Below are 25,664 nucleotides of genomic sequence, written 5' to 3' on the forward strand. Positions count from 1 at the left end.
TCTCGAGGCGGAAGTCACCGAGGTTGGGGCTCCACAGTCCTTTACCGAGACGTCCCGACGCCGCCGGTCTAGAGTGAACGTCATGGCATCGCCGGAGACGGGGCTGCCGGATGCTGCACGGGCAGTGCTCGACGCCATCAACGTCATGAACTCCGATCTGGATCTTCCTGGGGTCCTCGACCGGATCGTGCGCTCTGCCTGCGCCATCACCGACGCCCGCTACGGCGCGCTCGGTGTCCTCGGCGACGACCGTACGCTGGTGGAGTTCGTCCACCACGGGATCGACGAGCCCACCCGGTCCCGGATCGGACCGAATCCTCACGGGCGCGGCATCCTCGGGCTGCTGATCAACGACCCGCGGCCGATAAGTCTCGAACGACTGCAGGATCATCCGGCCTCCTACGGCTTCCCGCCGCACCATCCGCCGATGACGTCGTTCCTGGGCACTCCGGTGACGATCCACGGCACCGTCTACGGCAACCTCTATCTCACCGAGAAGGCCCATGGTCGGCCCTTCACCGACGAGGACGAAGTCCTGGTCACCGCACTGGCCACCGCGGCCGGCACGGTGATCGAGAACGCACGGGTGTTCGCGGACTCCGAGCGGCAGCGCGCCTGGCTCGCCGCGTCGTCGCAGATGTTCAACGCCCTCCAGACGCCCACCACGACCGAGCGTGCCGTCGAACTGGTCGCCACCTGCATACGCCCGGCTTGCGGTGCCGGTGGCGTCGGTGTGGTTCGGCAAGGCAGTGTCGGCCCGGAGGTGCTGGCCGCGGACGGGCTACCCGCCGCGGAGATCCTCACCACCTGCATCGAGGTCCACGACGCGTTCGAGACCGCCGCCAAGGGTGAGGGCGTGCCGCCCGTGGCGGTGGCCGACGGATCAGTGGTCCTGCTGGCGCCCCTGCGCGGCCATCTGTACGGTCCCGCGGTCGTCGTCGCGGTGGTCTCCGACCTCCGGACCGCCCGGTCCCAGCACGATCTCCTCACCTCGTTCGCCGACCAGGCGGCGGTGGCGCTGGATCGCGTCCATGCGGTCGCCGAGCACCAAGCGGGGGCTCTTGCCACCGACCGTGACCGGATCGCCCGCGATCTGCACGACCTGGTGATCCAACGTCTGTTCTCGACCGGTCTGCTCCTTCAAGGCACCCGGGCGAAGGCCGCCGGTCCCGGAGTGCAGCACCGCATCGACCAGGCGATCGCCGACCTCGACAGCACGATCCGTGACATTCGCTCCACCGTCTTCCAGCTCCAGCCGAACGTGTCGGCGGGGATTCGCGACTCGTTGCACGCGCTGCTCTCCGAGTACGCCGGCGCCCTCGGCTTCACTCCCGAGCTCCGCACCACCGGTCCCCTGGACACGCCCGTGCCGCGGACGATCAGCGACGAGCTTCTCGCCGTTCTCCGCCAGGTCCTGTCGAGCATCGCCCGGCAGGAGAAAGCCACCCGAACCTCCGTCGAGGTTGGCGTCGAGACCGACGCGGACGGCCGCCGGTGGGTGCGCCTCCAGGTCACAGACGACGGCGGTGTCGTCAGCACGACGGGGAGCTGGCTGCGCAACATACGAGAGCGCGCGATCGAACTCGGCGGAACGGTTTCGATCGGCGACCGCGAACCCAGCGAGACCCAGCTGGACTGGCGTACGCCGCTCGACGGGTGAACTGCCCGGCGGAGGCTGGTGCGTGACCAGCCCCCACCGGGCGTCTTCCCCGGCTTCGGCCCACCCCCTGGGCCGGCAGCCGGAGGCTCTAGGCCGCCCCGGCCGTCGAGGCCGACATCGGTGCCGATCGGCCGTCGCCCTGCAGCCGCGCCACAGGGACGACCAGCACCGGGACATCGGCGCTGTTGAGCACCTCCCGCGCCACCGCTCCCAATCCGATCGAGGCACCGTTGTGATGATCTCGACTCAGGACGATCAGCTGGGGGTCGCCCGCGTGGTCGGTCAGGACGTCGGCCGCATGGCCGTTGTCTCGCACCACGGTGGCCGCCACCCCTGGAAACTCGTCTCGGAACGGACCGACCAGTTCCTCCAACGCCGCCACGCTGCGCTGCTCCCACTGTCGATAGAGGGGCGCGCCTAGGACTTTGTCCCAGACGAGCATGGGCCGCAGGTCGACTGCGGACACGACGCGCAGCGGTGCCTCGGACCGCATCGCCTCCCGGAACGCCAGCCGGAGCGACTCCTCGTCGTCCGCCGCCGGATCGACACCGACGACGATGGTGCCCGGGTGATGAGGCCGCGCGTTCCACACCGGCGGCACCACCACCAGCGGAGACGACGCACGAGCGGCGAGCCGGAGCGCGGTGGTCCCGATGCGCACGCCGCGTAGGGGACCCATGCCGCGCTTCCCCACGACGAGCAGGTCACGCTCGCCGACCGTGGCCAGCAATGCGGAGACCGGGTGTCCGAACCGGACCAGGGTACGCACGCTCAGCTGTGGATGCGCGGCCACCACCTGGTCGCGGATGTCCTCGAGGAGCACCCACTCGTGACCCGCGTCCGCATCGGCCTCGCGTCGATCCGGGACACCGACGTCGACCACCCCGACCAGCATCAGCGGCCCGCCCGTCGCCAGCGCCGAGGCGACGGCATAATCGACCGCGGCCCGGTTGCGCTCGGAGCCGTCGACACCGACCACGACCTTCGCCTGGTCCTTCTCATAGGTCATCGCAACGCACAGCTCCTCCGGTTCGCTCTCACAGACTCCTCCAGCAAACCCTTCACCCATGCGCCGCGCGGAGAGGCCATGGTCCGGACAGGTCGGGATGAAGGTCCATGACCGCACCCGCTCAACGATCGCGGTCATCCGGCGCGGACGGGCAGGGCACCACGGCGACAGGCACCTCTGCGTTGTGGATCACCTCGCGTGCGACCGGTCCGAGGCCCCAGGTGCCACGCGCGTCGTGGCGCCGCCCGAGCACGATCAGCTGAGCGCCGATCGACCTGGCCAAGACGATGCTGGCGGCGTGGCCGCGGTCTCGCTCGATCGTGACCTGTACCTGCGGATACTCCTCACGTAGCGGTTCGATCGCAGCCTGGAGATCCACTGTGCTGCGTTCCTGGCCGTCGCGTACGAGCGGTGTGTTGGCGGTCGGGTCCCAGACGAGCACAGGACGCAGGTTGACCGAGTGCATCACCACCAGCTCGACCCCGGCGCGGCGGGCCCGCTCGAGCGCGGCCCGCAGCACCGGCGCATGGAGACCGTCCGGGTCCACGCCGACGACTACTGGTTCCCCTCGGTGGTCCGCAGGGCTCCAGCCAGGCGGCACGACCACCACGGTCCCGAGGGCCCGTCCGGCGACCCTCATCGCCGTCGACCCGACCAGGAACCGATGAGAACCCCCGAGGCCACGTTTGCCGACAACCAGCAGATCCTCCACGTCCGAGTACCCGAGCAGAGCCGGCACCGGGTGGTCGAACTCGATCAACGACACCGTCCGTACGCCGGCATGTGTGGCCTCGACGTGACGCTCGATCTCCTTCAGCACGGGCCACCGGCGCCCGTCGACGGCGCCATCCTGATGTCGCACCGGGTGTCGAACGGCGCCGATCGGCACGAGCGGCCGGCCGGAGGCAGCCGCTTCCGCGATCGCGTAGGCCACTGCGGCTCGGTTGGGCTCGGAGCCGTCCACGCCGACCACGACCCTCGGTTCGAGCGGCGGCAGCGGGCGGGTCGGGGGATCCAAGGGCTCCTCGCCCACCGTGGTCTGCCAGCCGGGACTCGAGGTCGCGGTCATATGTCCTCCCTCACGAGATCGGTGATCGGATGATCGCTCCAATGGCCCCCAGCGAATCCCGCCGGTTGCGTACGGTGCCAGGGACGTAGGTCGGACAGGTCGGGTCAAAGGTCCTCAGGCGCCCGAGGCTCAGCACGCGGCTCACCACGTCCGAGGCGTTGCACCCGGAGGTAGCGGTCCGGCCCACCTGCCGCCCGGGCACCGGAACGGAACCATGCCTCCAGTCCTGGACCGTCGCGTCGCCCGAGCTCGTCGAGAAGCAGCTCGCGGATCTCGACCGCCCGCAGCTTCGCGCCCGGGTCCATGGCCCGGTCGAGCGCCACATAGCTGGATCGCCAGGCCATGCACAGGTCGGAGTCGGTCAGCCCGTCGGTGACCGCCAAGACAGCCTCGACCGGATCGATCACGTGTGGTCTGATCGCTCCTGCAACTGACGCTGCCACAGCCGCTGTCTCTGCGCGCGCCCGCCGCCTGCCCATCCGGTGACGGCGCTCCACCGGTCGCGCGGTGCGCGGGGGCCAGCCGAGCCACCCCATCTCCCATGCGGCGGCGAGCCCCGCGGCGGTCACCAGCAGACCACTCGTCCAACCGAGCGCGACGATGAGCCCTGCGCCAGCCAGGGCCGTGGTCGGCCACAGCAGGCTCCTGACGAGGACGACCTTCCACTGGATCGGGCCCGTGTCGGGCCCCAGGCACACCAACAGCGAGAGAGTGATGAAGCTCGCGCCCGCCCACCAACCGACCGTCAAGGGCACGGACCACGCCATGAGTGCGGCCATGCCGCAACCGGCCACGATGGCGGCCACGGCCGACCAGACCCAACCTCTCATGTGGTCACCTTCCCGGCTGGCCGGGGACGGGCGGACGGGCCAGGATTCCTCCGGCTCCGGGACCAAGGCCCCGACGCCGGTAGTCGTTGGTCACTCGCGGAGTCTCACCAACCGTTCCCCATCGAGCACCGTGACGTGCCTGGACCGGGACGCTCGATGTGAGGACTTTGGCGCAGAGTCACGAGGACCTTCGCCACTGCTTCGAGACCTCGAGTGGTGCCTAGCGTGGTCACGTCATGAGGGGTGAGACCCCATCTGTTCCCGGCGACGGAGGCGCGATGAGCCCCAAGAGCAAAATCCTGCTCGGGTTGCTGCTGTTCAACGGCTTGAGCGCCACGGCCGGGGGTCTCGCGCTGATGACCGACTGGATTCCCGAACAGGCATCCTGGGTCCGGGACACCGACTTCCCCAGCAACTACTTCCCGGGCGTGATCCTGATGGCCGTCGTCGGTGGCAGCTCCCTGATCGCCGCCGCCGGCATGGTCAAACGCAGCCACGGCTGGCAGCTCGCCAGCATCGTCGCGGGAACGATCATGGTGTTCTGGATCATCGGAGAGATCGCGTCGATCCGTGGATTCCACTTCCTGCAGGTGATCTACCTCGTGACCGGTGCGCTCGTGGTGGCGTGGACACCAGCGCGGCGGACAGAAGAGGCCTCATCGAAGATCGAGGAGACCAGCTCCTCGTCGATGTCCGACGGTTCGACGTGATCAGTCGGCGGACCCGGGGCTTCTGTGCCGCCGTTGCATTGCTGGTGGTGGTCGCTGCCGTTCCCACGTTCTTCGTGGACGGGATCCTCAACGGCACGCCGGTGATGAACGGCTCCGCGCGCGGCACAGCGCTCACAATGTTCGCCCTGGCGCTACCGGTGCTCGCGGTTGGGCTGGTCACGTCGACCAGAGGCTCGGTCCGGGGGCGGGCTGCCCTGATCGGCGCGCTCGGCTACCTCACCTACAACGCCACCCTGCTGGTGTACGCCACTCCGTTCAACGAGCTGTTCCTGGCCTACGTCGCCCTGCTCGGACTGTCGCTGTGGTCACTGGTCAGCGCGCTGCTCGACCCCCTGCCGCTCCTGGTGCCGGGCAGCAGGTTGCCGGTGCGCGGCATCGCCGCGTTCATCCTGACCGTGGTCGCGCTCAACGCGTTCGCCTGGCTGCGGTTCGTCGTACCTGATCTGGGCGAGGACCCGCCCGGCTTCCTGGACGGGACCGGCCTGACCACCAACCCCATCTACGTCCAGGACCTCGCGGTCTGGCTGCCCGCCCTGGCGATCGTGGCCGTGCTGCTCTGGCAGCGCCGACCCGCCGGCGTCTTCCTCGCCGGAGCCGGGCTGTTCTTCTGGATGATCGAGGCGATCGGTGTCGCGGTCGACCAGTGGTTCGGTCACCAAGCCGATCCCGCCTCCGACGTGGCGACCCTGGCTGGGGTCGTGTTGTTCGTCGTACTCGCCGCAGCGACCCTCGTCCCTCTGGTCCTCTGGCTGCGCGCGGTCCCGTCGCGGGCAGATGAGGAACGGCAGTCGTGAACCCGGTCGGGTGAAGCAGCCGAACCAACCACCATCCGGTCACCACCGTCTGGACGAACGCCATCACGGCGCCGGCGCCCACCCCGATCAGGATGGCGACGGACCCGCTGGCCCTCGTGGAGCTCAGAAGGCCGGGGCCGGGTCGGCGGCGGCCTTCTCGAACCGGCCGTCGTGCTCGAGGACGAGGTCGGCGGCGGTGAGGACATCGGGTATCGGTGGCTGGATCTCGACCGGGCAACGGCTCTCGCGGATGACCGCACGGCCGGTGTTGCCCAGGCGGCCCAGGGGGAAGGAGTGCCGGCGGCGGCCGATGACCAGGAGATCGGCGTTCCTGGTCTCCTCGGTGATCTCCCTGGCCGGCTGGCCGTGGCGAACCTCGATCCGGACGTCCACGTCCGCGGCGTGCGGAACTCGGCGACGGGCGCGGTCCAGCGCGTTCTCCAAGGCGCGGCGGGCGTTGTTCTCCCAGTCGCTCATGTCCAGGTGAGCAATGGTCATGTCGTCGTAGACGGTGTCCAGCTGCCAGGCATGGAGCACGAGCAGCTCTGCGCTCCGGTCCGCCGCGTGCCTGAGAGCCTGGGCGAGCAGGCCAGCCGAGCTCACGCAGTCCTTGACCGCCACGACCACCCTGCGAGTCGGGTCCTCGGGCGACCAGCCGCTCGGAACCATGACGACCGGGACCGGCGCATGGCCCGCCACCCGGTTCATGACCGACCCGGTCATGATGCGCTTCAAGCCCTGTCTGCGATCGTCCCCGAGGACCATCAGCCGGGCGGCGGCAGCGCAGTGAACCAGCCCGGAGACCACCGAGCTCTCCAGGAGGGTCGCGGTCACATGCTCGGCACCGACGTACGCGGCCGCCTCCTCGGTGGCCTTCGCCAGCAGCTCGTTCCCGGCCCGGCGGACGTCCTCTCCGAACGATGGGTAGGGATAGGGGCCGATCACGTCGGCCGGCTGGGACAGGGTCACGTGTACGAGCCAGAGGTCGGCGTCGTCCAGACCGGCCTCGGCCGCGGCGTAGGCGATCGCCGCCCGGCCACCCGCTCCCCCGTCGATCCCCACCAGGATCCGGTTGTTCTCGGACATGTCGCCTCCTCATGGGCGCGACGCACCCGGCCGTCCCGTTCCCACTCTCATCGAGGTCGTCGCCAGCGGGCAGGGACGTCGGTTCCGGGATCCGAGGACCTTGGTCCGCCGCTCACCGCTGCCGGTAGGCCTCGACTGCTGTGGGAAGGGTCGGGAAGAGCCGCTCCTCACCGATCCTGTCCAGGATGCCGGAGGGAGCCAGCGAGTCACGCAGGTCCTGCTTGATCCTGGCGATCGCGAACACGATGCCTCGCTCGCTCAGCGTGGCGCGGAGCGCCTCGAGCGCGTCCACCGCGGTGACGTCGACCTCGGTGTTCGCCTCGGCGTTGAGCAGGAACCACTCCACCGGCCGCTCCGCGGCGTCGACCGCCGCGAGCGCGCGGGTGCGGAAGTCCTCGGCGTTGGCGAAGAAGAGCGGCGAGTCGTAGCGGTAGACGAGCAGGCCGGGCACCTCCTCGGCCTCGGGGTAGTCGTCCACGTCGTGCATCCCGGCCAGCCCCGGCACGTGGCCGAGGACCGCGTCGTGAGGGTGCGCGACCCGGCGCAGCAGGTCGAGAACGGAGAGGCCCACCGCGATCAGTACGCCCCACATCACCCCGGCGGCGAGCACCGCCACCGTCGTGACCAGGGCGAGGACGAGCTCGCTGCGCCGGAACCGGGCGAAGCGGCGCAGCTCGCCCACCTCGACCAGCTTGGTGGCGGCGTAGACCACGACCGCGCCGAGCGCGGCCTCGGGGAACGCCTCCAGGACCGGCGCCAGGAGCAGCACCGCGGCGACCGTGGTGGCTGCCGCGGCGTACGAGGTCAGCTGCGTGCGCCCGCCCACGGCGTGGCCGATGGCGGTCCTGCTGCCGCTGCTGCTGACCGGGAACCCGTGCAGGAGCGCCGAGCCGAGGTTGGCCCCGCCCAGGGCGAGCAGCTCCCGCCGCGCGTCGACATGTTCACCGTGGCGGGCGAAGGCGCGGCCGGTGAGGATGTTGTCGGTGTAGCCGACGAAGGCGACGCCGAGCGCCGGGCCGAGCATCGCGACGATTGCGCCCAGGTCCAGGACCGGGAGACCCGGGGCCGGAGGCCGGCTCGGGATCTCGCCGACCAGCCGCAGCCCGGACCCCTCACCGAGCAGCGCCACCAGCGCGGTGGCGGCGAGCATGCCGATCAGCGCGACCGGCGCCCGCGGGGCGAGCAGGGAGCCGGCGATCATCGCGGCGGCCGCGCCACCACCGAGCAGCAGCGTGGGGACATGGACCTGGTCGAGGTTGCCGATGAAGCTGCTCAGCTCCGCCAGCACCCCGTCGCCGGTGATCGTGACGCCGGTGAGGTTGTCGAGCTGGGAGACGACCATGAGGACCGCGATCCCCGTCATGTAGCCGACCAGCACCGGCCGTGAGAAGAGCTCGGCCAGCACCGATACCCGCAGAAACCAGCCCGCCACGCAGATCGCGGCGACCACGAGCGCGAGCGTCGCCGCGAACGAGGCGGGGTCCTCAGCCGCGGCCGGGGTGGCCCCGATCGCAGCCGCCGTCATCAGCGCAGTGGTCGACTCCGGGCCGACCGAGAGCAGTCGGGAGGTGCCCAGCAGGCCATAGACCACCATCGCACCGACACACGCCCACAGCCCGGTCTCGGGAGGGAGACCGGCCAGCTCGGCGTACGCCATCACCTGGGGCACGAGGTAGGCGGTGATCGTCACCCCGGCGAGCAGATCGAACCACAGCCAGCGCCGCTCGTAGCCGCGGGCCCACGGCGGCATCACGCGGCGTACGTCCATGGCAGCACTGTCCCACGAGTCGCCGTCCGCCCGCCGCCGTCCGGACAGAGGCCTCTAGCCGAGAGGCACCGACCACTCCACGACGGTGCCCTTCGGTGAGGCTGGCTCCACAGTGCACCAGCCACCTCTCATCTCGGCACGTTGGCGCATGTTGGCCAACCCGCTCTCCACCACCTCGGCGGGGACGCCGAATCCGTCGTCGCGCACCCGGAGCACGAGGTCGGCGCCTGCCGAGAGCGACACCTCGACCTCGCTCGCATGCGCGTGACGCACGGTGTTCGACAGTGCCTCGCCGAGGACGGCGAGGACGTCCTTGGTCACCTCGGGCGTGGAGCGGAGCCGGACCGGGCCCGAGAAGATGAGCGCTGGACGGAACTTGAGCGACTCCGCCGCCCGGTTGACCACATCGGTGACCTGGGACTGGATGTCACCGCTGTGCTCGGGGGCGCCGAGCTCGAAGACCGCTCGCCGGAGGTCGCGGATGGTGTCGTCGATGTCATCCACCGCCTTGTCGAGGCGGGCGCGAAGCTTGGGGCTCTCGGCCAGGTTGAGCCCGCCCTGCAGCCGCATGCCGATGACGAAGAGGCGTTGGATCACGATGTCATGGAGGTCACGACCGATCCGGTCGCGATCGTCGTAGACGGCCAGCCGCTGGCGCTCCTCGCGGTTCTGCGCGAGTCGGATGGCCAGCGCGACCTGCTCGGCGAAGGCGTTGGCGACGGCCAGATCCACGTCCTGGGCCTGGTCGGCGTGCTCGCGGCTCCAGGCGAGCGCGAGCACGCCGACCGCGTTCATCTCCTCGGAGGGGTCGGTACGCCCCAGCGGCACGAGCACGCCAGGTCCGATGTCGCTCAGGTCGATGACGGCAGCCGCGCTGCCGCCACCGGCGGCGGTCGCGATGTCCTCCACCATCATCGGCGCGCCGACGCCGATCGCCTGGCCGGCGACCGACTCGCGCAGCGGCGCGTTCTTCAGCGCCTCGACATCGATGTCGGTGCCCGAGACCACCTCCACCCGCAGCCGTTCGGCCGTGGGTCCGGTGACGATCCAGGAGACGTCGGCGCCGGAGATCTCGCGGGCCCGGTCGGCCACCAGCTGAAGGGTGGTGGTGCGGTCGATGTCGCCCATCAGCGCACTGGTGATCTCGGCCCGGGCGTCGAGCCACCGGCTACGGCGGGCAGCCTCTTCGGCCAGCAGGGCGTTCTCGATCGCGACGCCGGCGGCTGCGGCCAGGGCGACCACGATGTCCTCGTCCTGGTCGGTGAACTCGTCGCCGTCGATCTTCTCGGTGAGGTAGAGGTTGCCGAACACCTTCTCGCCGATGCGGACGGGCACGCCGAGGAAGGAGTGCATCGGCGGATGATTCGCGGGGAACCCGTAGGACGCCCGATGCGCGGTGATCTCAGGCAGCCGGAGCGGCTCGGGGTGGTCGATCAGCAGGCCGAGCACGCCGTGTCCGCTCGGGAGGTCGCCGATCAGGATCTGCTCCTCCACGCTGAGCCCATGGGTGATGAACAGGCGCAGCCGGCGATCGCCGGCGCTGGCAAGGACTCCGAGCGCTGCGTACTTAGCGCCGGCCAGTGCCCCGGCGACCTTGACGATCCGGTCCAGCAGGTCGTCGATGGAGAGCCCGGTGCCCATGGTGACGATGGCGTCGAGCAGCAACCGCCACCGCACCTGCTCGTCTCGAGCATCGGTGACCCTATCGAGCACTTCGGTCAGCAGCTCGTCGAACGGTGCGCCGTGAACTGTCGCTTCTACGGTCGTGGAGCTCGATCCACGACGCTGTCGGGGCGGTGTGCGTCCCACATCGACCCTCCCCATCGGATGAGTGGTACGCCCCCCAACCTAGCCCCCTTGCAGGGTCCTGGTCACCAGAATCGCAGCTTGGGTGCGGCTCTCCAGGCCCAGCTTGGCGAGCAGGGACGAGACGTAGTTCTTCACCGTCTTCTCCGCGAGGTGCATCTCCTTGCCGATCTGACGGTTCGTCAGCCCCTCGCCGATGAGCTCCAGGATCCGGCGCTCGTGATCGGTCAGGTGCTCGAAGGCCGAGTTGGTCTTCGGACCGCTGCGGATCCGGTCGAGGACCTGCGCGGTGACCGCGGGGTCCAGCATCGACCTGCCCGCGGCGACCTGGCGAACGGTCTCGACGAGGTCGGCGCTGCGCACCTGCTTGAGCAGGTAGCCGGACGCGCCGGCCATGATCGCGGAGAACAGCGCGTCGTCGTCGTCGAACGAAGTGAGGATCAGCGCGGCGATGCTCGGGTCGACCGAGCGTATGTCGCGGCACACGTCGATGCCGGACCCGTCCGGGAGGCGGCCGTCGAGGATGGCGACATGGGGCCTCAGCGCCGGGATCCGGCGCCGAGCCTCTTCGGCGAGGCCCGACTCGCCCACGACGACCATGTCGTCCTCGTCCTCGAGGAGGTCCTTGATCCCGCGGCGGATCACCTCGTGGTCATCGAGCAGGAAGACCCGGATGGGCTCTGCTGCGCTCTCCAGCGCTGGTGATTCGGTCACCTGTTCAATCTACGACCGCGTACGGCCAACGCCAATGCGCGTCGGGCCCGCAGGCCGAGGACCAAGGTCCCTAGACGCACCTGCTTCCTCACAGCTGACCCGTTTCGACAGGGCTGGGCGCGGGCTCGGGCGCCACCGCCTCACCCGACGGCATCGACGGCTCCGGCGGGACCAGTCCGGCCGGATCGCTCCCACCCTGGTCGAGGCGGAACGGCGGGTAGGTGTCGGTCATCAGGCAGACGTACGCGGCGACCCGAACCGCCCACCGGTCGATACCGAGGACCAGGTCGAAGATGCCCTGTGGGTAGCGACGCCCGAACAGCATCACCACGCCGGCGAAGAGAACCAGCAGTCCGAGGATCCCGCTCCCCCAGGACCAGGCGATCGCGTCGGTCCCCTGGGTCGCGTACAGGCCGCTGCCCAGGAAGAAGGCGAGGACCATCAGGTGCGGGATCGCCAGCAACCACGACTTCACCAGCACCAGGCCGCGAGAGAGGTGCTCGGGGTACGCGATGTGGAGGCGGGCCGGGTAGTCGGGCACGTCCTCGAGCGTGAACGGTGGATAGGTGTCGGTGCCGAGCGCGGCGTAGCCGTAGTAGTCCACCCGCCACGTCCAGCGCATCACGCCGAGGTTGAAGTCGAAGATCGCTCGCGGGTAGCGACCGGTGAACAGGATGGCGAACCAGGCGATCACGGTGAGTACGGCAAAGGCGATCCAGAGAAAGAGCAGGATGACGTAGTGCGGGATCAGCAACAGCCACTTGACCAGCCACAGCGCGCGGCTGATCCCGGAGTCGAGGCGTCCCTCCAGCACGACCGGGGAATCGAATGAGTTCATGTCTCCACCCTCCGCGCCATGTGGGCCGGCGGCATCGGACCAAGGTCCTCGGGTCGGGGACGTGCGCCACTGCCCGCGCGAACTGACGCGGCCGGAAGGTGGTGACACTGGCAGGACGCGGTGGGCGCGGCGCCAGAGGGAGGACGTGAGACAGATGCGAGCAGCAGTCGTCTACGAGTCGATGTTCGGCAACACCGCCACGATCGCCGGCGCGGTCGCCAACGGACTCCGGAAGGCCGGCGTCCAGGTCAAGGTGATCCCGGTGGCGCTCGCCGGCGACGACCTGCTCCGCGACCACGACCTGGTCGTGATCGGGGCGCCGACCCACGCGCTCGGGCTGAGCAGACCCAGCACCCGCGCCGATGCCGTCCTCCAAGGCGCTCCGGCCGAGGTCGAGGCCCGCGGCGTCCGGGAGTGGCTCGCGGATCTGACCGACGCTGACCCGAAGTCGGTGCGAATCGCCACCTTCGACACCCGGGCGCGAGCGATGCGCCACCTCCCGGGCTCTGCCGCCCGGCACGTAGCCCACCTGCTGCGCCGCCGCGGCTACGACGTACCCCCGGCGACCAGCTTCTACGTCGCCGCCACCGTGGGACCCCTCGCCCACGACGAAGAGGCACGTGCCAGCAACTGGGCCGCGAACCTCGGCCACCAGCTGAAGCGGCAGGTGGCCTGAGATGTCGAGGCTCCCCAACGAGACCACCTTGCACGCGATCCTGGAGCTGGCCTGCCGCGCGCCATCGGTCCACAACACCCAGCCCTGGGCATGGGTCGTACGCGACACCATGCTGCTGCTGCGTGCCGACCCGCATCGCAAGCTCCTCCACGCCGACCCGAACGAGCGCGACCTGGTGGTGAGCTGCGGCGCCGCGCTCCACGAGCTCGTCGTGGCAGCGGCCGGGATGGGCTGGGAATGCACCGTGCACCGCACCCCCGAAGGGGGCCGCACCGATCTGCTCGCCGTGGTGACGTTCACGCCCCGGGATCCCGACGTCGCGGACCTCGGCATGCTCGCGGCCATTGAGCAGCGGCAGACCGACCGGCGCCAGGTCTCGTCGTGGCCGGTGCCGCGCCAGCGCCTCGACCACCTCGCCGGCCTCGCCCTCGACTACGGCGTCGTGGCGACCACGGTCCCCGACGACCTGCGTCCGGTTGTGGTGGCCGCCCTGGAGACCGCTCGTGCCCATCAGACCACCGACGAGGCGTACGTGGCCGAGCTCTACTCCTGGACTCGCGGGGGCAGCGACGAGGGCGTCCCGCCATCCAGTCTGCTCGCCGCCGACGCCGACCCGACCTCCTACACCCGATTCCCGAGCGGCACCCTCGCCGAGGACCACGACGAAGTCGTGGTGCCCGCTGAGGAGTGGCTCGTCCTGGCGACCGCGTCCGACGATCCGGTCTCCTGGCTGCGCGCCGGGGAGGCACTCGACGCGATGTGGCTCTCGTGCACCACCTCAGGGCTGGCCCTGGTGCCGTACACGCAGCCGATCGAGGTCGGCTCCACCCGGCGAACGCTGCAGCACGACCTGCTCAGCGACAACTCCTGCCCCCAGGTGCTGGTACGCATCGGCTGGCCGCAGCGCCACCACCGGCCGCTGCCCCCGACCCCACGGCGTGCTCTCGACGACGTCCTCCACCACGAGAGCGCCTCGTCCTCGTGACCTACTGCTCGATCAGGTCGCCGATCGAGCCAGGCACAGAGCCAGGCACGGAGCCAGGCACGGCCTCGGCAGCGGCGTGCCAACCGGTCGGGACGACCGCCACCGGGACGGTGGCGCGGTGCAGCAACCGCCGGCTCACCGACCCCAGCGGCATCCGCCAGTGCCGGCCGTGGCCGGGTCTGCCGACCACCAGCAGCGATGCGTTCTCGGTCAGGCCGAGGATCACCTCCACCGGAGGGCCGGTCGGAGTGCGCTGCGTCACCGGAACGTCCTGGTAGAGCGCCCGTAGCGGGGTCACCGCCGCATCCTGGCCGTCGGCGATGCGCTCCATCCACTCCTCCTCGCTCTCGAGGAGCATGCGCGTGCCCGGCGCCACACCTGGCTGCCAGACCGAGACAGCGACGAGCGGGACGCGCTGCTCGTGCGCGTACGCCAGGGCGAACTCCACCGCCTCCAGGTGCGGCTCGAGCGCGTCGATCGCCACGACCACCGGTCTCCCGGCGACTGGGGGCGACCAGCCGGTCGGCACGGCCACGACCGGCACCCACGCGTTCTGTGCGATCGTGATCGCCGTCGCCCCCACATAGGAGTCGTCGCTCTCTTCATCGGCACGGCCCATGACAACCATCTCGCTGCCCAGCGACCGGGTGAGCAGGGCGCTCTCCGAGCCGACCAGGACCGAGGACGCGACGGTCACGCCCGGGTGGTCCTGGCGTACCTCCTCGACCAGGTCGGCCATCTCGTCCGTCGCGTCGGAGACCGAGCCACGTAGCGTACGTTCCCACGCCGGACCGGCGTCGTCGACGACGTGACACAGCTCGATCCCGAGACCGCTCGCCGCCGCATGCGCCAGCGACCACTGGACGGCTGACGTGAGGCCGAGCGGCCGGTCGATCCCGACGAGCGTCCTCGGCACCGACCGCCGCGCGCGGATGCGTCGTTCGGGCTCCTCGCTCGCCTCCGGCCCCGGCCCCTCCACCAGTTGACGTGCTTCGCCGAGCAGGCCGACCGCAAGCTGCTCGAGGGCGCGACTGGCGGCGAGCGTCTCCCCCACGGCCAGGTCCTGACCGGGGCAAAGACCCGCGTCCCCGGTGCCGACCAACGCCTCTCGGCCGCTGGCGTGGAGCTTCGCCTCGGCGTGCACGGTGCCGTCCTCGCTGTCGAGGAACACGTCCACCGCCCACACCGTGCCGGCGTGGCGCTCCACCTCGGAAGAAGTCTGGGAGCTCACCGATCCGTCTCCAGCCAGCCCTTGAGATCCGCGAACGGGTTGGTCGCGCGCTTGATCACCGTGCTCATCTGTCCTCCATGGGTTCGGCAGGCACCCGTGCGGCGCCTCCGTCCTCAGTCTTGTTCCGCTCGAGTCGGGGGCTCACGAGACCTTGGTCATCTTTGCCGGGACCTCCGCCATCTGCCCCGTCGAGCAGGGGGTGGTTGCCTGGGAGCGCAACCCCTACGGCCCCGGAAGGGAATCTCCCGATGTTTCGACTCATCCGACGTCGTGACGATCACCCTGACCCCGGCCCTGGACGGCGCGGATGCCCAGCCGGTCGGCGAGCCTGAACAGCCCGACCCCGGCATCGCGAGCTCGGCGCCCGACAGGCGCCCGTCACCTGTCGGTCGCCAACCCCGCATCGTCGCCATCACGAGCCGTCCCCCGCGGGCGGGCGCATGTTCCTCAGGTCGGGGTCGGGTGCCTGCGGCAGCGGGCGCAACCGCACCTTCGCATCGACGACCGAGACTCCGTGCTCGTGCACGATCACCGGGTTGAGGTCGATCTCGGCGACCTCCGGAACATCGTCGGCGAGACGACCGAGGCAGACCAGGAGGCGCTCGACGGCGGCCACGTCCAACCGAGGCGCGCCGCGGTAGCCGGAGAGCAGCGGCGCGGTGCGGAGATCGCCGAGCGCCGCGGCGGCATCGGCGCGGCTGAGCGGCGTGAGTCTGAAGGTGCGGTCGCCGATCAGCTCGGTGTAGGTGCCGCCGTAGCCGACCATGACCAGCGGTCCGAAGACCTCGTCCTGGGTGACGCCGGCGATCAGCTCGACCCCCGCGGCGGCCTGGCGCTGGACGAGCAGCCCGGGGCGCTCGGTCGGGGTGCGGAGCAGCTCCTGCGCAGCGGAGCGCACCTCGTCGGGACCGTTCAGACCGACGCGTACGCCGCCCACGTCGGTGCGGTGCACGATGTCGGGATCGGCGATCTTGACCGCTACCGGACACCCCAGCCATCCAGCGGCCTCGACGGCCGTCTCCGCATCGGCGGCGAGCACGCTCGGCAAGACCTCGATCCCGTACGCACCGAGCAGGTGCCGCACGTCGGGCTCCGCCAGCCGGCCTCCCTCCGGCGCCACCGCAGACGTCCTGGTGATCACGTCACGAGCCGCCGCCCGGCTGCCGGGCGCCGCATCGGCGACGGCTTGGCGTGGCTCGGCCCGCCACTCTGCGTAGGTGGCGATCGGGCCGAGCGCACGCGCAGCGTCCTCGGGGAACGCGAAGACGGGCACATGGCGGCTCCCGGCACTGATCGGACGACTCGGACCCCGCTGGTCGAGCACGACGGCCACAGTGGTGACCGGGGCGATGGCATCCCCCGGTGCACGGCGCAACGCTGTGCGCAGCGCACGGGCGAAGGATGCGTACGAGAGCGCGGGCAACGCCGTGCGCAACACGATCAGCATGTCGACCTCGCCGCTGCGGGCGATGGTCGAGACCACCTCGGAGTAGGCCTCTCCAGCGACCCCTGACCCGAGGTCGACCGGCATCTGCACCGACGACGCGTCGGGCACCGTCTCGCGGATCCTGGCCATCGTCTCGGCGCTCAGCGTCGTCAGCTGCAGACCGGCGCGCTCGCAGGCGTCGGCGGCCAGGATGGCCGGACCGCCGGCGTTGCTGACGATTCCCACCCGACGGCCGGCGGGCAGCGGCTGGTTGGCCAGCACGCTGGTCGTCTGCAGCAGCTGCTCGAGGCCGTCGACACCGATCACACCGCACTGCCGGAAGAGTGCTTCCACCCCGGACGTGGACGTCACCGCCGCCGCAGTGTGACCGACGGCCGCCTGCCGACCGGTCCGGCTGCTGCCACCCACCAGGGCGACGACCGGCTTGTGTACCGCTAGCCGCCTCGCCACCCGAGAGAACTTGCGTGGGTTGCCGAACGACTCCAGGTAGAGCGCGACCACGTCGCTGGCATCGTCCTCGGCGGCGTACATGAGCAGGTCGTTGGCGCTGACGTCGGCCTTGTTCCCCGAGGAGATGAACGCCGACAGTCCGACACCGAGCTCATCGGCCCGTTGCAGCGCGGCGATGCCCACCGCACCTGACTGCGCCATCATCGCCACTCGTCCGTGGGCGACGCTCGTCGGCGAGAAGGTGGCGTTCAGGCGCACATCGGGGTCGGTGTTGGCGATGCCGAGGCAGTTGGGGCCCACCAGCCGCATGCCCGCTCTGCGGGCCACCACAAGGACCTCGTCCTGGAGCCGCCGTCCCTCCGGCCCCTCCTCGGCGAAGCCGCTGGCAAGGATCACCAGATTCCGTACGCCGCTGTCGGCACAGTCCCGCACGACCTCCAGCACCCCAGCGGCCGGCACCGCGACGATCGCCAGATCCACCGGTGCCACCTCGCGTATCGAGGAGCGACAGCTGAGCCCGAGAAGGTAGTCACTGTGCGGGTTGACCGGATGGATGGTGCCGGTGAACCCGGCACGCAGCAGGTTGCGCACGACCTGGTGGCCGGCATGGTCCACACGCCGACTTGCCCCGACCACGGCCACGGAGCGCGGCCGCAGCAACGCGCGTAGAGAATCGGCGTCGGCCCGCTGCTCGCGGGAGATCATCGCCTCCAGCACCCGATCGGTGAGCCGCACCGGGAAGCGCAGCTCGACGGTCTCCTCATGCGGGATCGAGGTGATCTCGAACCCGGAGTGCCGGATGACGTCGAACGCAGCGGCATTGTCAGCCATCACGTACGCGACGAAGTCGGTCACCCCGGAGCCGGCCGCCGCGACGGCGAGATGCTCGAGCAGCAGGGTGGCCACGCCGCGTTGGGCATATCCTTCGGCAACGACCAGGTCCAGCTCGGCCTCCTCGTCGCGTCCCGTCTTCAGGGCGGTCGCCAGCCCGACGACGTGACCGTCGACGGTCGCCAGCTTCCCGAACGCCTCATCGCTGGTGAGCCGTGGCAGCAGGGAATCCACGAAGTGCACACCGTCGTGGTGGCCGACGTGGAAGAACGGTTCGCGGCGATCGCCCTCGGAGCACGCATCGTGCAGCCGGACCAACCGGTCCCGGTCCCCTGCCACCGCATCGCGTACGCGGGCGATCGTGCCGTCGCGCAGCAGCACGTCCTCCCAGCCCGGTCCCTGCACACCCAGCTCGATCCGAGCGGTCATCGTGCTACCCCCTGCTGTCGATCTCCGCACCCGCGCCATGCGACGCGTCGGGCCATCAACACCAGCGAACCGTCCGCGGCCCGCGCGCCGCGAGAGAACGGAGTCCGAAGGATTGGGGCCGTACGTCCCCTAGGCACGAGGACGTTCGGCGAGCTGAGATCAGCCCCATGTCCTCCCCGACGCGGTCTCCGCCGCATGCAGCGGGGACGTCTCTACGTTCATGGCGCCTCGGGCGCGGGCGGAACCACCTCGACGGGGCAGCTGGACTCCCGGAGCAGTGCGTGTCCGGTCCCGCCCAGACGCCGCAGCGGGAACGCATGCCCACGTCGGCCGATGACGAGCAGGTCGGCCCCCTTCGACTCGTCGGCGACGACCTGGGCGGGCTGTCCCTGGCGGATCTGGATCCAGGCCTCGGTCCCGACCGCGTGCGGCGCCAGGCGCCGCGCCCGGTCGAGGGTCTGCATCAGGCGGTGACGAGTATCCGCCTCCCAGGCGACCTGGTCGTGTTCCAGGGTCGTGTCGTAGAAGACCGCCGGCAGCTCCCACGCATGCACGAGAACCAGCTCGCCACCGCGGTCGGCGGCCTCGCCCAACGCGTGGGCGACGAGCTCGGCAGAGGCATCCCGTTCCGCGACGGCGACGACGACCCGAACGGTGTCCTGGCCGGGAGACCACACCGTCGGAACGACCACGACGGCCACCGGCGCGCGGGAGGCGACCCGGCCGGTCACCGAGCCGGTCACCAGGCGGGACAGCCCGTGGCGACGCTCGTCGCCGAGCACCACCATCCGGGCGTCGGCGGCCGCGTGAACGAGCTCGGCGACGACACCGCCGTCCAGAAGCGTCGTGGTCACGTGGTCGGCACCGACGAGGTCGGCGGCCAGCTTCTCCGCCCGGTCCAGAACGGTCTTGCCGGCCTCACGCACCTGATCCGCCAGCCCCTCATAGCCGTACGGGTAGAAGACACCGGTCGCGACCGCGAGGTCGACCACGTGAACGAGCCACAGGTCGGAGCCATCTCGTCGGGCCGCGGCGTAGCGGATCGCCGCCCGGCCACCCTCTCCCCCGTCGATGGCGACCAGGATCCGGTCGTGCTCGGACATGTGCCCTCCTTACGAGCTCGGCACGCGCGTCCGGCTCCCGGGTCTCCAATCTCGTCGGGACGGCCGGCGTACGTCAGGGCCTTCGGGGCCACGCACGGAGGACCTAGGTCCACTTGATCTCACCGGCACCGGCGTCATCGCCGCAGCTGAGTGCCCGACGTACCGGCCAGCACGCCGTCGATCTGGTCGAGAGAGCCGATCGCCGAGCGTCGGCCGGTCCGTCGGGTGAAGGCGCAGACGGCCTCGACCTTGGGTCCCATCGACCCTGAGGGGAACCACATCGAGGACAGCTCGGCGACGCTCACCTCCCGCAGCACCTTCTCGGCGGGGCCGCCGAAGTCCCGGATCACACCCTCCACGTCGGTGATGACGATCAGCAGGTCGGCACCGAGCCTCTCCGCGGCGAGGGCAGCCGCCCGGTCCTTGTCGACCACCGCGTCGACACTCTCGTATCTTCCGTCTCGGTTCACGACCGGCACTCCCCCGCCGCCTGCGAGCACGACGGTCACGCCTGCGTCGAGGAGCCGCGCGGCCACCGGGAGCTCGACGATGTCACAGGGAAGCGGGGAGGCGACCACTCGTCTCCAGCCCTCGTGGTCCGCCTGGATCGTCCAGCCGTACCAGCCGGCGAAGCGACGCGCCGACAGCTCGTCGTAGACCTGTCCGATGAACTTGGTCGGCACCTGGAACGCCCCGTCCTCCGGATCCACGACGGTCTGACTGACGAGCGTCACCACCTCGCCGGCCATCTCGGCGAGAAGAGCCTGCTGGAGCCATAGCCCGATGAGGCCCTGGGACTCCGCGACCAGATCGGCCAGTGGATAGGGCTCCGAGAGGCTGGGGTCCGAGCCGCTCTCGAGTGCCAGCAGACCGACCTGGGGCCCGTTGCCATGGACCACCACGACCTGGTGCTCGCGGGCGATGTCCGCCAGCGCGGCCGCCGCCGTGGCCACGTGACGGCGTTGGGGTGCCGCGTCCGGCCGCTCGCCACGCCGCAGCAGGGCGTTGCCGCCGATGGCGACGACGATCCTCACCTGGGTCCCTCCCCTCGGATGGTCGTGGACGGGTCCAGCACACCCCGATCGCGATCTCCGCAGGAGTGCCGAAGGTCTCCCCGGCTCGGGACCTTGCGCTCATGACCGACCTTCCCGGCCGGACGAGGCTGTCCCTATGAAAGACCAGCACTCGCACCGGGGATGACCATGCTTGTTCGAGAGATCATGACCCAGTCACCGGTCACCGCACGGAGAGGCACTCCCGTCAAGGAGGCGCTCGCCCTGCTCCGTGACCACCACATCACCGCCCTCCCGGTGGTGACCTCCGCGGGCCGCGTCTGTGGCGTCGTCGCGGAGATCGACCTGATCCGCGACCGCGTCCTGCAGGACCCTCGCGCGCACGTGCTCCCGCTCATACCGGTCACCGATCGGCCCGCGGCGTACGTCCAGGACGTGATGAATCCGGTGACGATCGCCGTGCGAGCCAGCGCAGAGGTCGCCGTGGCGGTCGGCATCATGGCCGACCGGTCGTTGAAGAGCCTCCCGGTCCTCGATGACGACGACGTTCTCGTCGGGGTCATCAGCCGCAGCGACGTGGCCAGCGCCCTGGCCCGCGACGACGACACGATGGTCCGGGACCTGACAGCGCTCGTCACCGAGCTAGGTCACCCCGACTGGGTCGTCGACGTCGCCGACGGAGGTGCCGTGATCTTCGGACCGGCGACACCCAACGAGCGCGCCCTGGCCGAGTCCGCCGCAGCGACCGTCCCGGGAGTCACCCGGATACGTACCGACTCGCAGCAACCGCACACGGAGGAGTGATCACGCCATGAAACGCATCCTGATCCCAGCAGCAGCGGCAGCAATCGCCACCGTAGCTCTCGTCGTCCCCGCATCGGCAGCACCCGGTGACGGGCAGGAGTTCGGACACCACGTCGTCCACTGTGCTCAGGCCGTCGGCTTCGACGGCACCCACAACCCGGGCATGCACCAGGGTTTCCGCGGCTTCACCGCCGACCACATGTGCATGATGGCGGGCTGACCAGATGACCGCCGACACCACGCCCGCTCCCATCGTCGTCGGCATCCTCGATCCCGAGGTCGAGACGGCACTCCTGGAGTACGCCGGAAGGCTGGCCGCGACCAGCGGGCACCCGTTGCGCCTGGTGCATGTCTTCCAGGCGAACGTCCTGTTCGGAGATCCCATCCTCGGCCTCCCCGGCGCGATGCAGCCGCAGTCGATGATCATCGATGACTCCGCGGTCGGGCGGATGGCCGAAGAGCTGCTCGGTGAGGCCACCGCGATCGCCCGGGACGTCGTCGCCGGAGCCGTCGATGTCTCCGGCGAGCTGTTGCGCGGCCACGCGGCCCACGTCCTGATCGAGGAATCGGAGGAAGCACACCGAGTCGTGATCCAGCGCCGCGGGTTCTCTCGCATCCACCGGATCTTCACCGGATCGATCTCCTCCCGGGTCGCGGCGCACGCCCACTGCCCGGTCGCCGTGGTCCCCGAAGGCTGGTCCGCCGAGGGCCGCACCGGAGTCGTCGTCGGCGTCAGTGACGACAAGGGCGACGCTCAGGTGCTGGGCCACGCCCTCGAGGAGGCGACCCGGCTGGGAGAGCCGATCTCCTTGCTCCACGGTCTCGACCTCCCGGCCCTCCACGGGGACCTGGTCGACCACGCCACCACCCGGGACTGGACGGCGCGTGGCGAGCAGTACCTGGCAGACCTAGTCGAGAAGGCCCGCGACCAGGCCCCGGAGCATCCCGAGACACCCCTCGCGACCCGCGTCTTCGCGGAAGCCCCGGCCGACGCCTTGGTGGCCGCGAGCGAGCAAGCCCGTCTCGTCGTCGTGGGACGAGCCTCGCATCTCAACGCATTCCCGCACCTGGGCGGAGTGACCCGCGCACTGCTTCGCGAGGCGGGCTGCCCGGTCGAGGTCCTTCCGCTGCCGAACCGACCGGGCCATCATCGCCGCTAACCCTTCACTGCCCCCTCCAGACCCTCGCTGCGCAGGAAGAATCGCTGGAAGAGGAGGAAGAAGAGGATCGGCAGCGCGGCGGAGATCGCCATCGCGGCGAGCAGGACCGAGAGGTCGGTGGTCGGCGCGATGGAAGGCAGCCTGACCGCGATGGGCTGCTTGGCCGGGTCGGGCAGCACGATCAACGGCCAGATGAAGTCCTTCCACGCGGCGAGCACGGCGAAGACCGACACCACGCCGAGCACTGGCCGCGACATCGGCAGGACCACCGACCAGAAGAGCCGGTACGCCCCGGCGCCGTCGATCCGCGCTGCGTCCAGGATCTCGCGGGGCAGGCTGTCGAAGAACCGCTTCATGATCACCACGTTGAACGCCGAGGCGCCCGCGGGCAGGAACGCTCCGGCGTACGTCCCGACCAGCGACCAGTGCACGACCGGCAGGCTCAGCACGGTGAGGTAGAGCGGGACGAGCAGCAGCACGATCGGCACGAACATGGTGGCGAGCACGGCTGCGTAGATGACCCGCCCGAACCGCGGCCGCAGCACCGAGAGCGCATAGCCCGCGGTCGTGGCGACCACGACCTGGACGGCCCAGGAGCCGGCGGCGATGACCACGGTGTTGACCAGGTAGGCCGACAGGCCCAGCTCGGTCCACGCCTGCGACAGGATCGAGAGGTCCGGCCCGTTCGGCCACAGCGAGATCGGCGAGCGCAGCGTGTCCTGGGTGGGCGTGACCGCCGACTTCGCCAGCCACAGCAGAGGCCCGAGGCAGACGACCACCAGCGCCAGGAGCGTCGCCAGCTGTACGCCGCGAAGACCCCAGCGCACCGACATACGCCGCCGGTCGAGGGAGGAGACGAAGCTCATCAGTCGCTCCACCCGCGAGTCAGCCGGAAGTAGGCCCACGACAGCAGCGCCAGCCCGACCGCCATCATCAGGCTCAGCGCGGTCGCCGGGCCGTAGTCGCCGCCGCCGGTGGTGCTGCCGAAGGCGTACTCGTAGATCAGGAGCAGCAGCGTCAAGGACGCGTGCGAGGGCCCGCCGCCGGTGAACAGGTAGGGCTCCAGGAAGACCTGCGCGGTGCCGATGATCTGCAGGATCAAGGTGATCAGCAGCACCGGGCGCAGGTGCGGGAGGGTGACGTGCCAGACCTTGCCGAGCACGCCCGCTCCGTCGGCAGAGGCCGCGTCGTAGAGCTCCTGCGGCACCGTGGTCAGCGCCGCGAGATAGATGATCACCGTGCCTCCGGCCGCGGCCCAGGTCGCCTCCATCACCAGAGACGGCAGCACCCAGTCGGCCGACTCCAGCCACGGCACCGGCCCGAGCCCGACCCAGCCCAGGACCGTGTTGAACACTCCCCCGGACCCGGCGTCGTAGAAGGTCTTCCACAGCAGCACCGCCACCGCGGGCGGCACGACGACGGGCAGGTAGGCCAGGCAGGCGTACAGCCCTCGCAGCCTGCGCAGCGAGCTGAACACCACCGCCATGACCAGCGGGATCGGATAGCCGAAGACGAACGCGATCGCCGCGAAGACCGCCGTGTTGCGCAGCGCCACCGGCAGCAGCGGATCGGTGAGCACCGTGCGGAAGTTGTCCAGGCCCACCCATTCCGCGGGCCCGACGAGGTTGGTCTCCTGCAGGCTCATCACCACGGTCCGCGCGATCGGCCACCACGAGAACAACCCGAAGACCAGAAGCATCGGCAGCAGGAAGACCAGCGTCGCCGCGCCCCCGCGCCACCACCTCGCGACCACGGAGACGAAGGACGTACGCCGGCGAGCCGGCCCTCTCACGAAGGCCGGCCCACCCACCCGGGACATGTCAGCGACCACGCTCAGCCCTTGTCCAGGATCTGCTGCACCGAGGCGTCGGCATCCTTCAGCAGCGCTGGGATGTCGGCGTTCTCGTCGCTGAGCACCTTCTGCACGACCGGGTCGAGCGCGCCGTACACGGCCTGCGTCTGCGCGGGCGGCTCGGCGACCAGGGTGAGGTCGAACATCCTCGAGGTGTAGCCGGTCATCTGCTCCAGCGGCACGTTGACGTAGTCCTTCACCCAGCCCTGGTAGGTCGTGTACGACGCCTCGTCGAAGATCGGGAAGGTCGGTGTCCCCACGGGCTGCTCGGCAGCGGTCTGGGTCTTGGCATCGGCGACGGCCGCCGACTCGTCGGTGTACTTGCGGACCCGGAAGAAGTCCGCCCAGGCCACGGCCGCCTCGGCCTCCGCATCGGTCGCCTTGGCGCTGACGACGTTGACCGAGCCACCACCGAGCGCACCGGCGTCGGCCGAGTCCCCCATCGGGACCGCGGTGAGCCCGTACGTCTTCGGGTCGATCGCCGAGGTGGTGACGAGGGAGTTGTAGACGTCCGATCCGCTGATGTACATCGCGACCTTCCCCGCCGCGAACGCCTGGTTGATGCTGTTCCAGTCGTAGGAGGTGTTGCCGGAGAAGGACTTGTCGGTCCAGCGCATGTCGTGCAGCAGCTGCAGCGCCTGCTCGGTCTGCGGGTTGTCGACGGTCGCGGTGAACGTGTCACCGTCCTGGGTCTCCATCCGGCCGCCGAGGGAGTAGGTCAGGGTCGTGAGGATCCAGCCGCCGGTGTTGGAGCTGGTCATCTCGGCGTAGCCGGTGGCACCGGTCCGGTCGTTGATCTGCTTGGCGGCCGCACGCAGCTCCTCCCACGTGGTCGGCGGCTTGTCGGGGTCGAGGCCGGCCTTGGTGAACAGGTCGCGGTTGTAGTGGAGCGCGTTGGCGTAGACGTCGGAGGGCAGCCCGTAGACCTTCCCGTCGGTGCCCTGTGCCGCGGCCAGCACGGTGGGGTTGAGCTGGTCGAAGTAGGGCAGCTCGCGGACCTCGGCGTCGACGTCGGCGACCTGCTTGCGCTCGACGAGGCCCTTGGTGTCGGTGAACGGCACCCGGAACGAGATCGGCAGCGTGCCGCCGGAGAGCTGGGCGGGGAACGTCTGCGCGTTCCACTGCCACTCCACCGGCTTCACGGTGATGTCGGGATGCTCCTTGTTGAAGGCCGCCGCCTGCGCCTTGACGGCGTCGATCGTGGCCTGCTTGTCGCCGGGGCGCCAGCCCTCGACGGTGATGGTGACGCCGTCGCCGTCGTCCGACGTCTCGCCGCAAGCGGTGAGCGAGCCGAGCACGACAGCCGCGACCGCGGCGAGCGCGACGCTGCGCAACCGAGTGGTTCTCATGGTCTGTCTCCTGGATGTTGTGGTGGGGT

General features: G+C 70.2%; 23 protein-coding genes. 8 read left to right on the plus strand and 15 right to left on the minus strand.

Annotated features, from left to right (window positions below; all coding sequences use genetic code 11):
- The first annotated feature begins 82 nt into the window (after nt 1-82).
- Entirely contained in the window at nt 83-1,660 is a 1,578-nt protein-coding gene (locus OH802_RS21935) for a GAF domain-containing protein (protein WP_406022054.1), read from the plus strand.
- An 88-nt stretch (nt 1,661-1,748) separates the two neighbouring features.
- On the opposite strand, the gene OH802_RS21940 is transcribed toward OH802_RS21935, so the two are convergent.
- From OH802_RS21940 to OH802_RS21950, 3 genes are all read right to left on the minus strand, one after another.
- Entirely contained in the window at nt 1,749-2,669 is a 921-nt protein-coding gene (locus tag OH802_RS21940) for a universal stress protein (RefSeq protein WP_406022056.1), read from the minus strand.
- 121 nt (nt 2,670-2,790) lie between these two features.
- On the minus strand, nt 2,791-3,738 hold the full coding sequence (locus OH802_RS21945) for a universal stress protein (protein ID WP_406022058.1): 948 nt from the start codon (nt 3,736-3,738) through the stop codon (nt 2,791-2,793).
- Between the two features lie 104 nt (nt 3,739-3,842).
- On the minus strand, nt 3,843-4,568 hold the full coding sequence (locus tag OH802_RS21950) for a hypothetical protein (RefSeq protein WP_406022060.1): 726 nt from the start codon (nt 4,566-4,568) through the stop codon (nt 3,843-3,845).
- A gap of 278 nt (nt 4,569-4,846) precedes the next feature.
- Between OH802_RS21950 and OH802_RS21955 the strand changes: the two genes are divergently transcribed.
- Both OH802_RS21955 and OH802_RS21960 read left to right on the plus strand, forming a co-directional pair.
- A complete protein-coding gene (locus tag OH802_RS21955; protein ID WP_406022062.1) occupies nt 4,847-5,278 on the plus strand; it encodes a hypothetical protein in 432 nt (143 codons plus the stop codon).
- Nucleotides 5,275-6,093, plus strand: coding sequence for a hypothetical protein (locus tag OH802_RS21960; RefSeq protein WP_406022064.1), 819 nt, complete (start codon nt 5,275-5,277; stop codon nt 6,091-6,093). Before OH802_RS21955 ends, OH802_RS21960 begins: the two co-directional genes overlap by 4 nt.
- 123 nt (nt 6,094-6,216) lie before the next feature.
- Here OH802_RS21960 and OH802_RS21965 read toward each other — a convergent pair whose 3' ends face one another.
- The 5 genes from OH802_RS21965 to OH802_RS21985 form a co-directional block, all read right to left on the minus strand.
- On the minus strand, nt 6,217-7,179 hold the full coding sequence (locus OH802_RS21965) for a universal stress protein (RefSeq protein ID WP_406022066.1): 963 nt from the start codon (nt 7,177-7,179) through the stop codon (nt 6,217-6,219).
- Between the two features lie 112 nt (nt 7,180-7,291).
- The gene (locus tag OH802_RS21970; protein WP_406022068.1) at nt 7,292-8,947 is read right to left on the minus strand and encodes a SulP family inorganic anion transporter; all 1,656 of its coding nucleotides are present in this window, start codon (nt 8,945-8,947) and stop codon (nt 7,292-7,294) included.
- 54 nt (nt 8,948-9,001) lie between these two features.
- The gene (locus OH802_RS21975) at nt 9,002-10,660 is read right to left on the minus strand and encodes a GAF domain-containing protein (protein WP_406022069.1); all 1,659 of its coding nucleotides are present in this window, start codon (nt 10,658-10,660) and stop codon (nt 9,002-9,004) included.
- 135 nt (nt 10,661-10,795) lie between these two features.
- Nucleotides 10,796-11,467: a response regulator gene (locus tag OH802_RS21980; protein WP_406022071.1), complete on the minus strand. Its 672-nt coding sequence runs from the start codon at nt 11,465-11,467 to the stop codon at nt 10,796-10,798.
- An 88-nt stretch (nt 11,468-11,555) separates the two neighbouring features.
- Complete coding sequence (locus OH802_RS21985) at nt 11,556-12,305, minus strand: DUF4389 domain-containing protein (protein ID WP_406022073.1); 750 nt, start codon at nt 12,303-12,305, stop codon at nt 11,556-11,558.
- A 154-nt stretch (nt 12,306-12,459) separates the two neighbouring features.
- On the opposite strand from OH802_RS21985, the gene OH802_RS21990 reads away from it, so the two are divergent.
- Together OH802_RS21990 and OH802_RS21995 are read left to right on the plus strand one after the other, a co-directional pair.
- On the plus strand, nt 12,460-12,981 hold the full coding sequence (locus tag OH802_RS21990; protein WP_406022074.1) for a flavodoxin family protein: 522 nt from the start codon (nt 12,460-12,462) through the stop codon (nt 12,979-12,981).
- 1 nt (nt 12,982) lies between these two features.
- Nucleotides 12,983-13,966: an Acg family FMN-binding oxidoreductase gene (locus OH802_RS21995; RefSeq protein ID WP_406022076.1), complete on the plus strand. Its 984-nt coding sequence runs from the start codon at nt 12,983-12,985 to the stop codon at nt 13,964-13,966.
- 1 nt (nt 13,967) lies between these two features.
- On the opposite strand, the gene OH802_RS22000 is transcribed toward OH802_RS21995, so the two are convergent.
- The 4 genes from OH802_RS22000 to OH802_RS22015 form a co-directional block, all read right to left on the minus strand.
- Nucleotides 13,968-15,197, minus strand: a complete 1,230-nt coding sequence (locus OH802_RS22000) for a universal stress protein (protein WP_406022078.1) — start codon at nt 15,195-15,197, stop codon at nt 13,968-13,970.
- Nucleotides 15,198-15,609: 412 nt separating this feature from the next.
- Entirely contained in the window at nt 15,610-18,354 is a 2,745-nt protein-coding gene (locus OH802_RS22005) for a GNAT family N-acetyltransferase (protein WP_406022080.1), read from the minus strand.
- Nucleotides 18,355-18,572: 218 nt separating this feature from the next.
- On the minus strand, nt 18,573-19,457 hold the full coding sequence (locus OH802_RS22010) for a universal stress protein (RefSeq protein WP_406022082.1): 885 nt from the start codon (nt 19,455-19,457) through the stop codon (nt 18,573-18,575).
- A gap of 134 nt (nt 19,458-19,591) precedes the next feature.
- Nucleotides 19,592-20,491, minus strand: a complete 900-nt coding sequence (locus tag OH802_RS22015; RefSeq protein ID WP_406022084.1) for a carbamate kinase — start codon at nt 20,489-20,491, stop codon at nt 19,592-19,594.
- 168 nt (nt 20,492-20,659) lie between these two features.
- Here OH802_RS22015 and OH802_RS22020 point away from each other — a divergent pair, with 168 nt between their 5' ends.
- Genes OH802_RS22020 through OH802_RS22030 form a run of 3 tightly spaced genes read left to right on the plus strand, consistent with a single transcriptional unit; the run spans nt 20,660 to nt 22,434 of the window.
- Entirely contained in the window at nt 20,660-21,274 is a 615-nt protein-coding gene (locus tag OH802_RS22020; RefSeq protein ID WP_406022086.1) for an HPP family protein, read from the plus strand.
- Between the two features lie 7 nt (nt 21,275-21,281).
- Nucleotides 21,282-21,494 (plus strand): hypothetical protein, encoded by a 213-nt coding sequence (locus tag OH802_RS22025; RefSeq protein ID WP_406022088.1) that lies wholly within the window; start codon nt 21,282-21,284, stop codon nt 21,492-21,494.
- A gap of 4 nt (nt 21,495-21,498) precedes the next feature.
- Nucleotides 21,499-22,434: a universal stress protein gene (locus tag OH802_RS22030; RefSeq protein ID WP_406022090.1), complete on the plus strand. Its 936-nt coding sequence runs from the start codon at nt 21,499-21,501 to the stop codon at nt 22,432-22,434.
- Here OH802_RS22030 and OH802_RS22035 read toward each other — a convergent pair.
- From OH802_RS22035 to OH802_RS22045, 3 genes are read right to left on the minus strand one after another with little or no spacing between them, the layout of a single operon-like run.
- Nucleotides 22,431-23,300, minus strand: coding sequence for a carbohydrate ABC transporter permease (locus OH802_RS22035; protein ID WP_406022092.1), 870 nt, complete (start codon nt 23,298-23,300; stop codon nt 22,431-22,433). The two genes, OH802_RS22030 and OH802_RS22035, sit on opposite strands and share 4 nt — an antisense overlap.
- Nucleotides 23,300-24,265, minus strand: coding sequence for a carbohydrate ABC transporter permease (locus OH802_RS22040; RefSeq protein WP_406022094.1), 966 nt, complete (start codon nt 24,263-24,265; stop codon nt 23,300-23,302). Before OH802_RS22040 ends, OH802_RS22035 begins: the two co-directional genes overlap by 1 nt.
- Before the next feature lie 2 nt (nt 24,266-24,267).
- On the minus strand, nt 24,268-25,635 hold the full coding sequence (locus OH802_RS22045; RefSeq protein WP_406022096.1) for an ABC transporter substrate-binding protein: 1,368 nt from the start codon (nt 25,633-25,635) through the stop codon (nt 24,268-24,270).
- Nucleotides 25,636-25,664 lie beyond the last annotated feature (29 nt).

Origin of the sequence: Nocardioides sp. NBC_00850 (genome assembly GCF_045207335.1) — a bacterium.
GTDB lineage: Bacteria > Actinomycetota > Actinomycetes > Propionibacteriales > Nocardioidaceae > Nocardioides.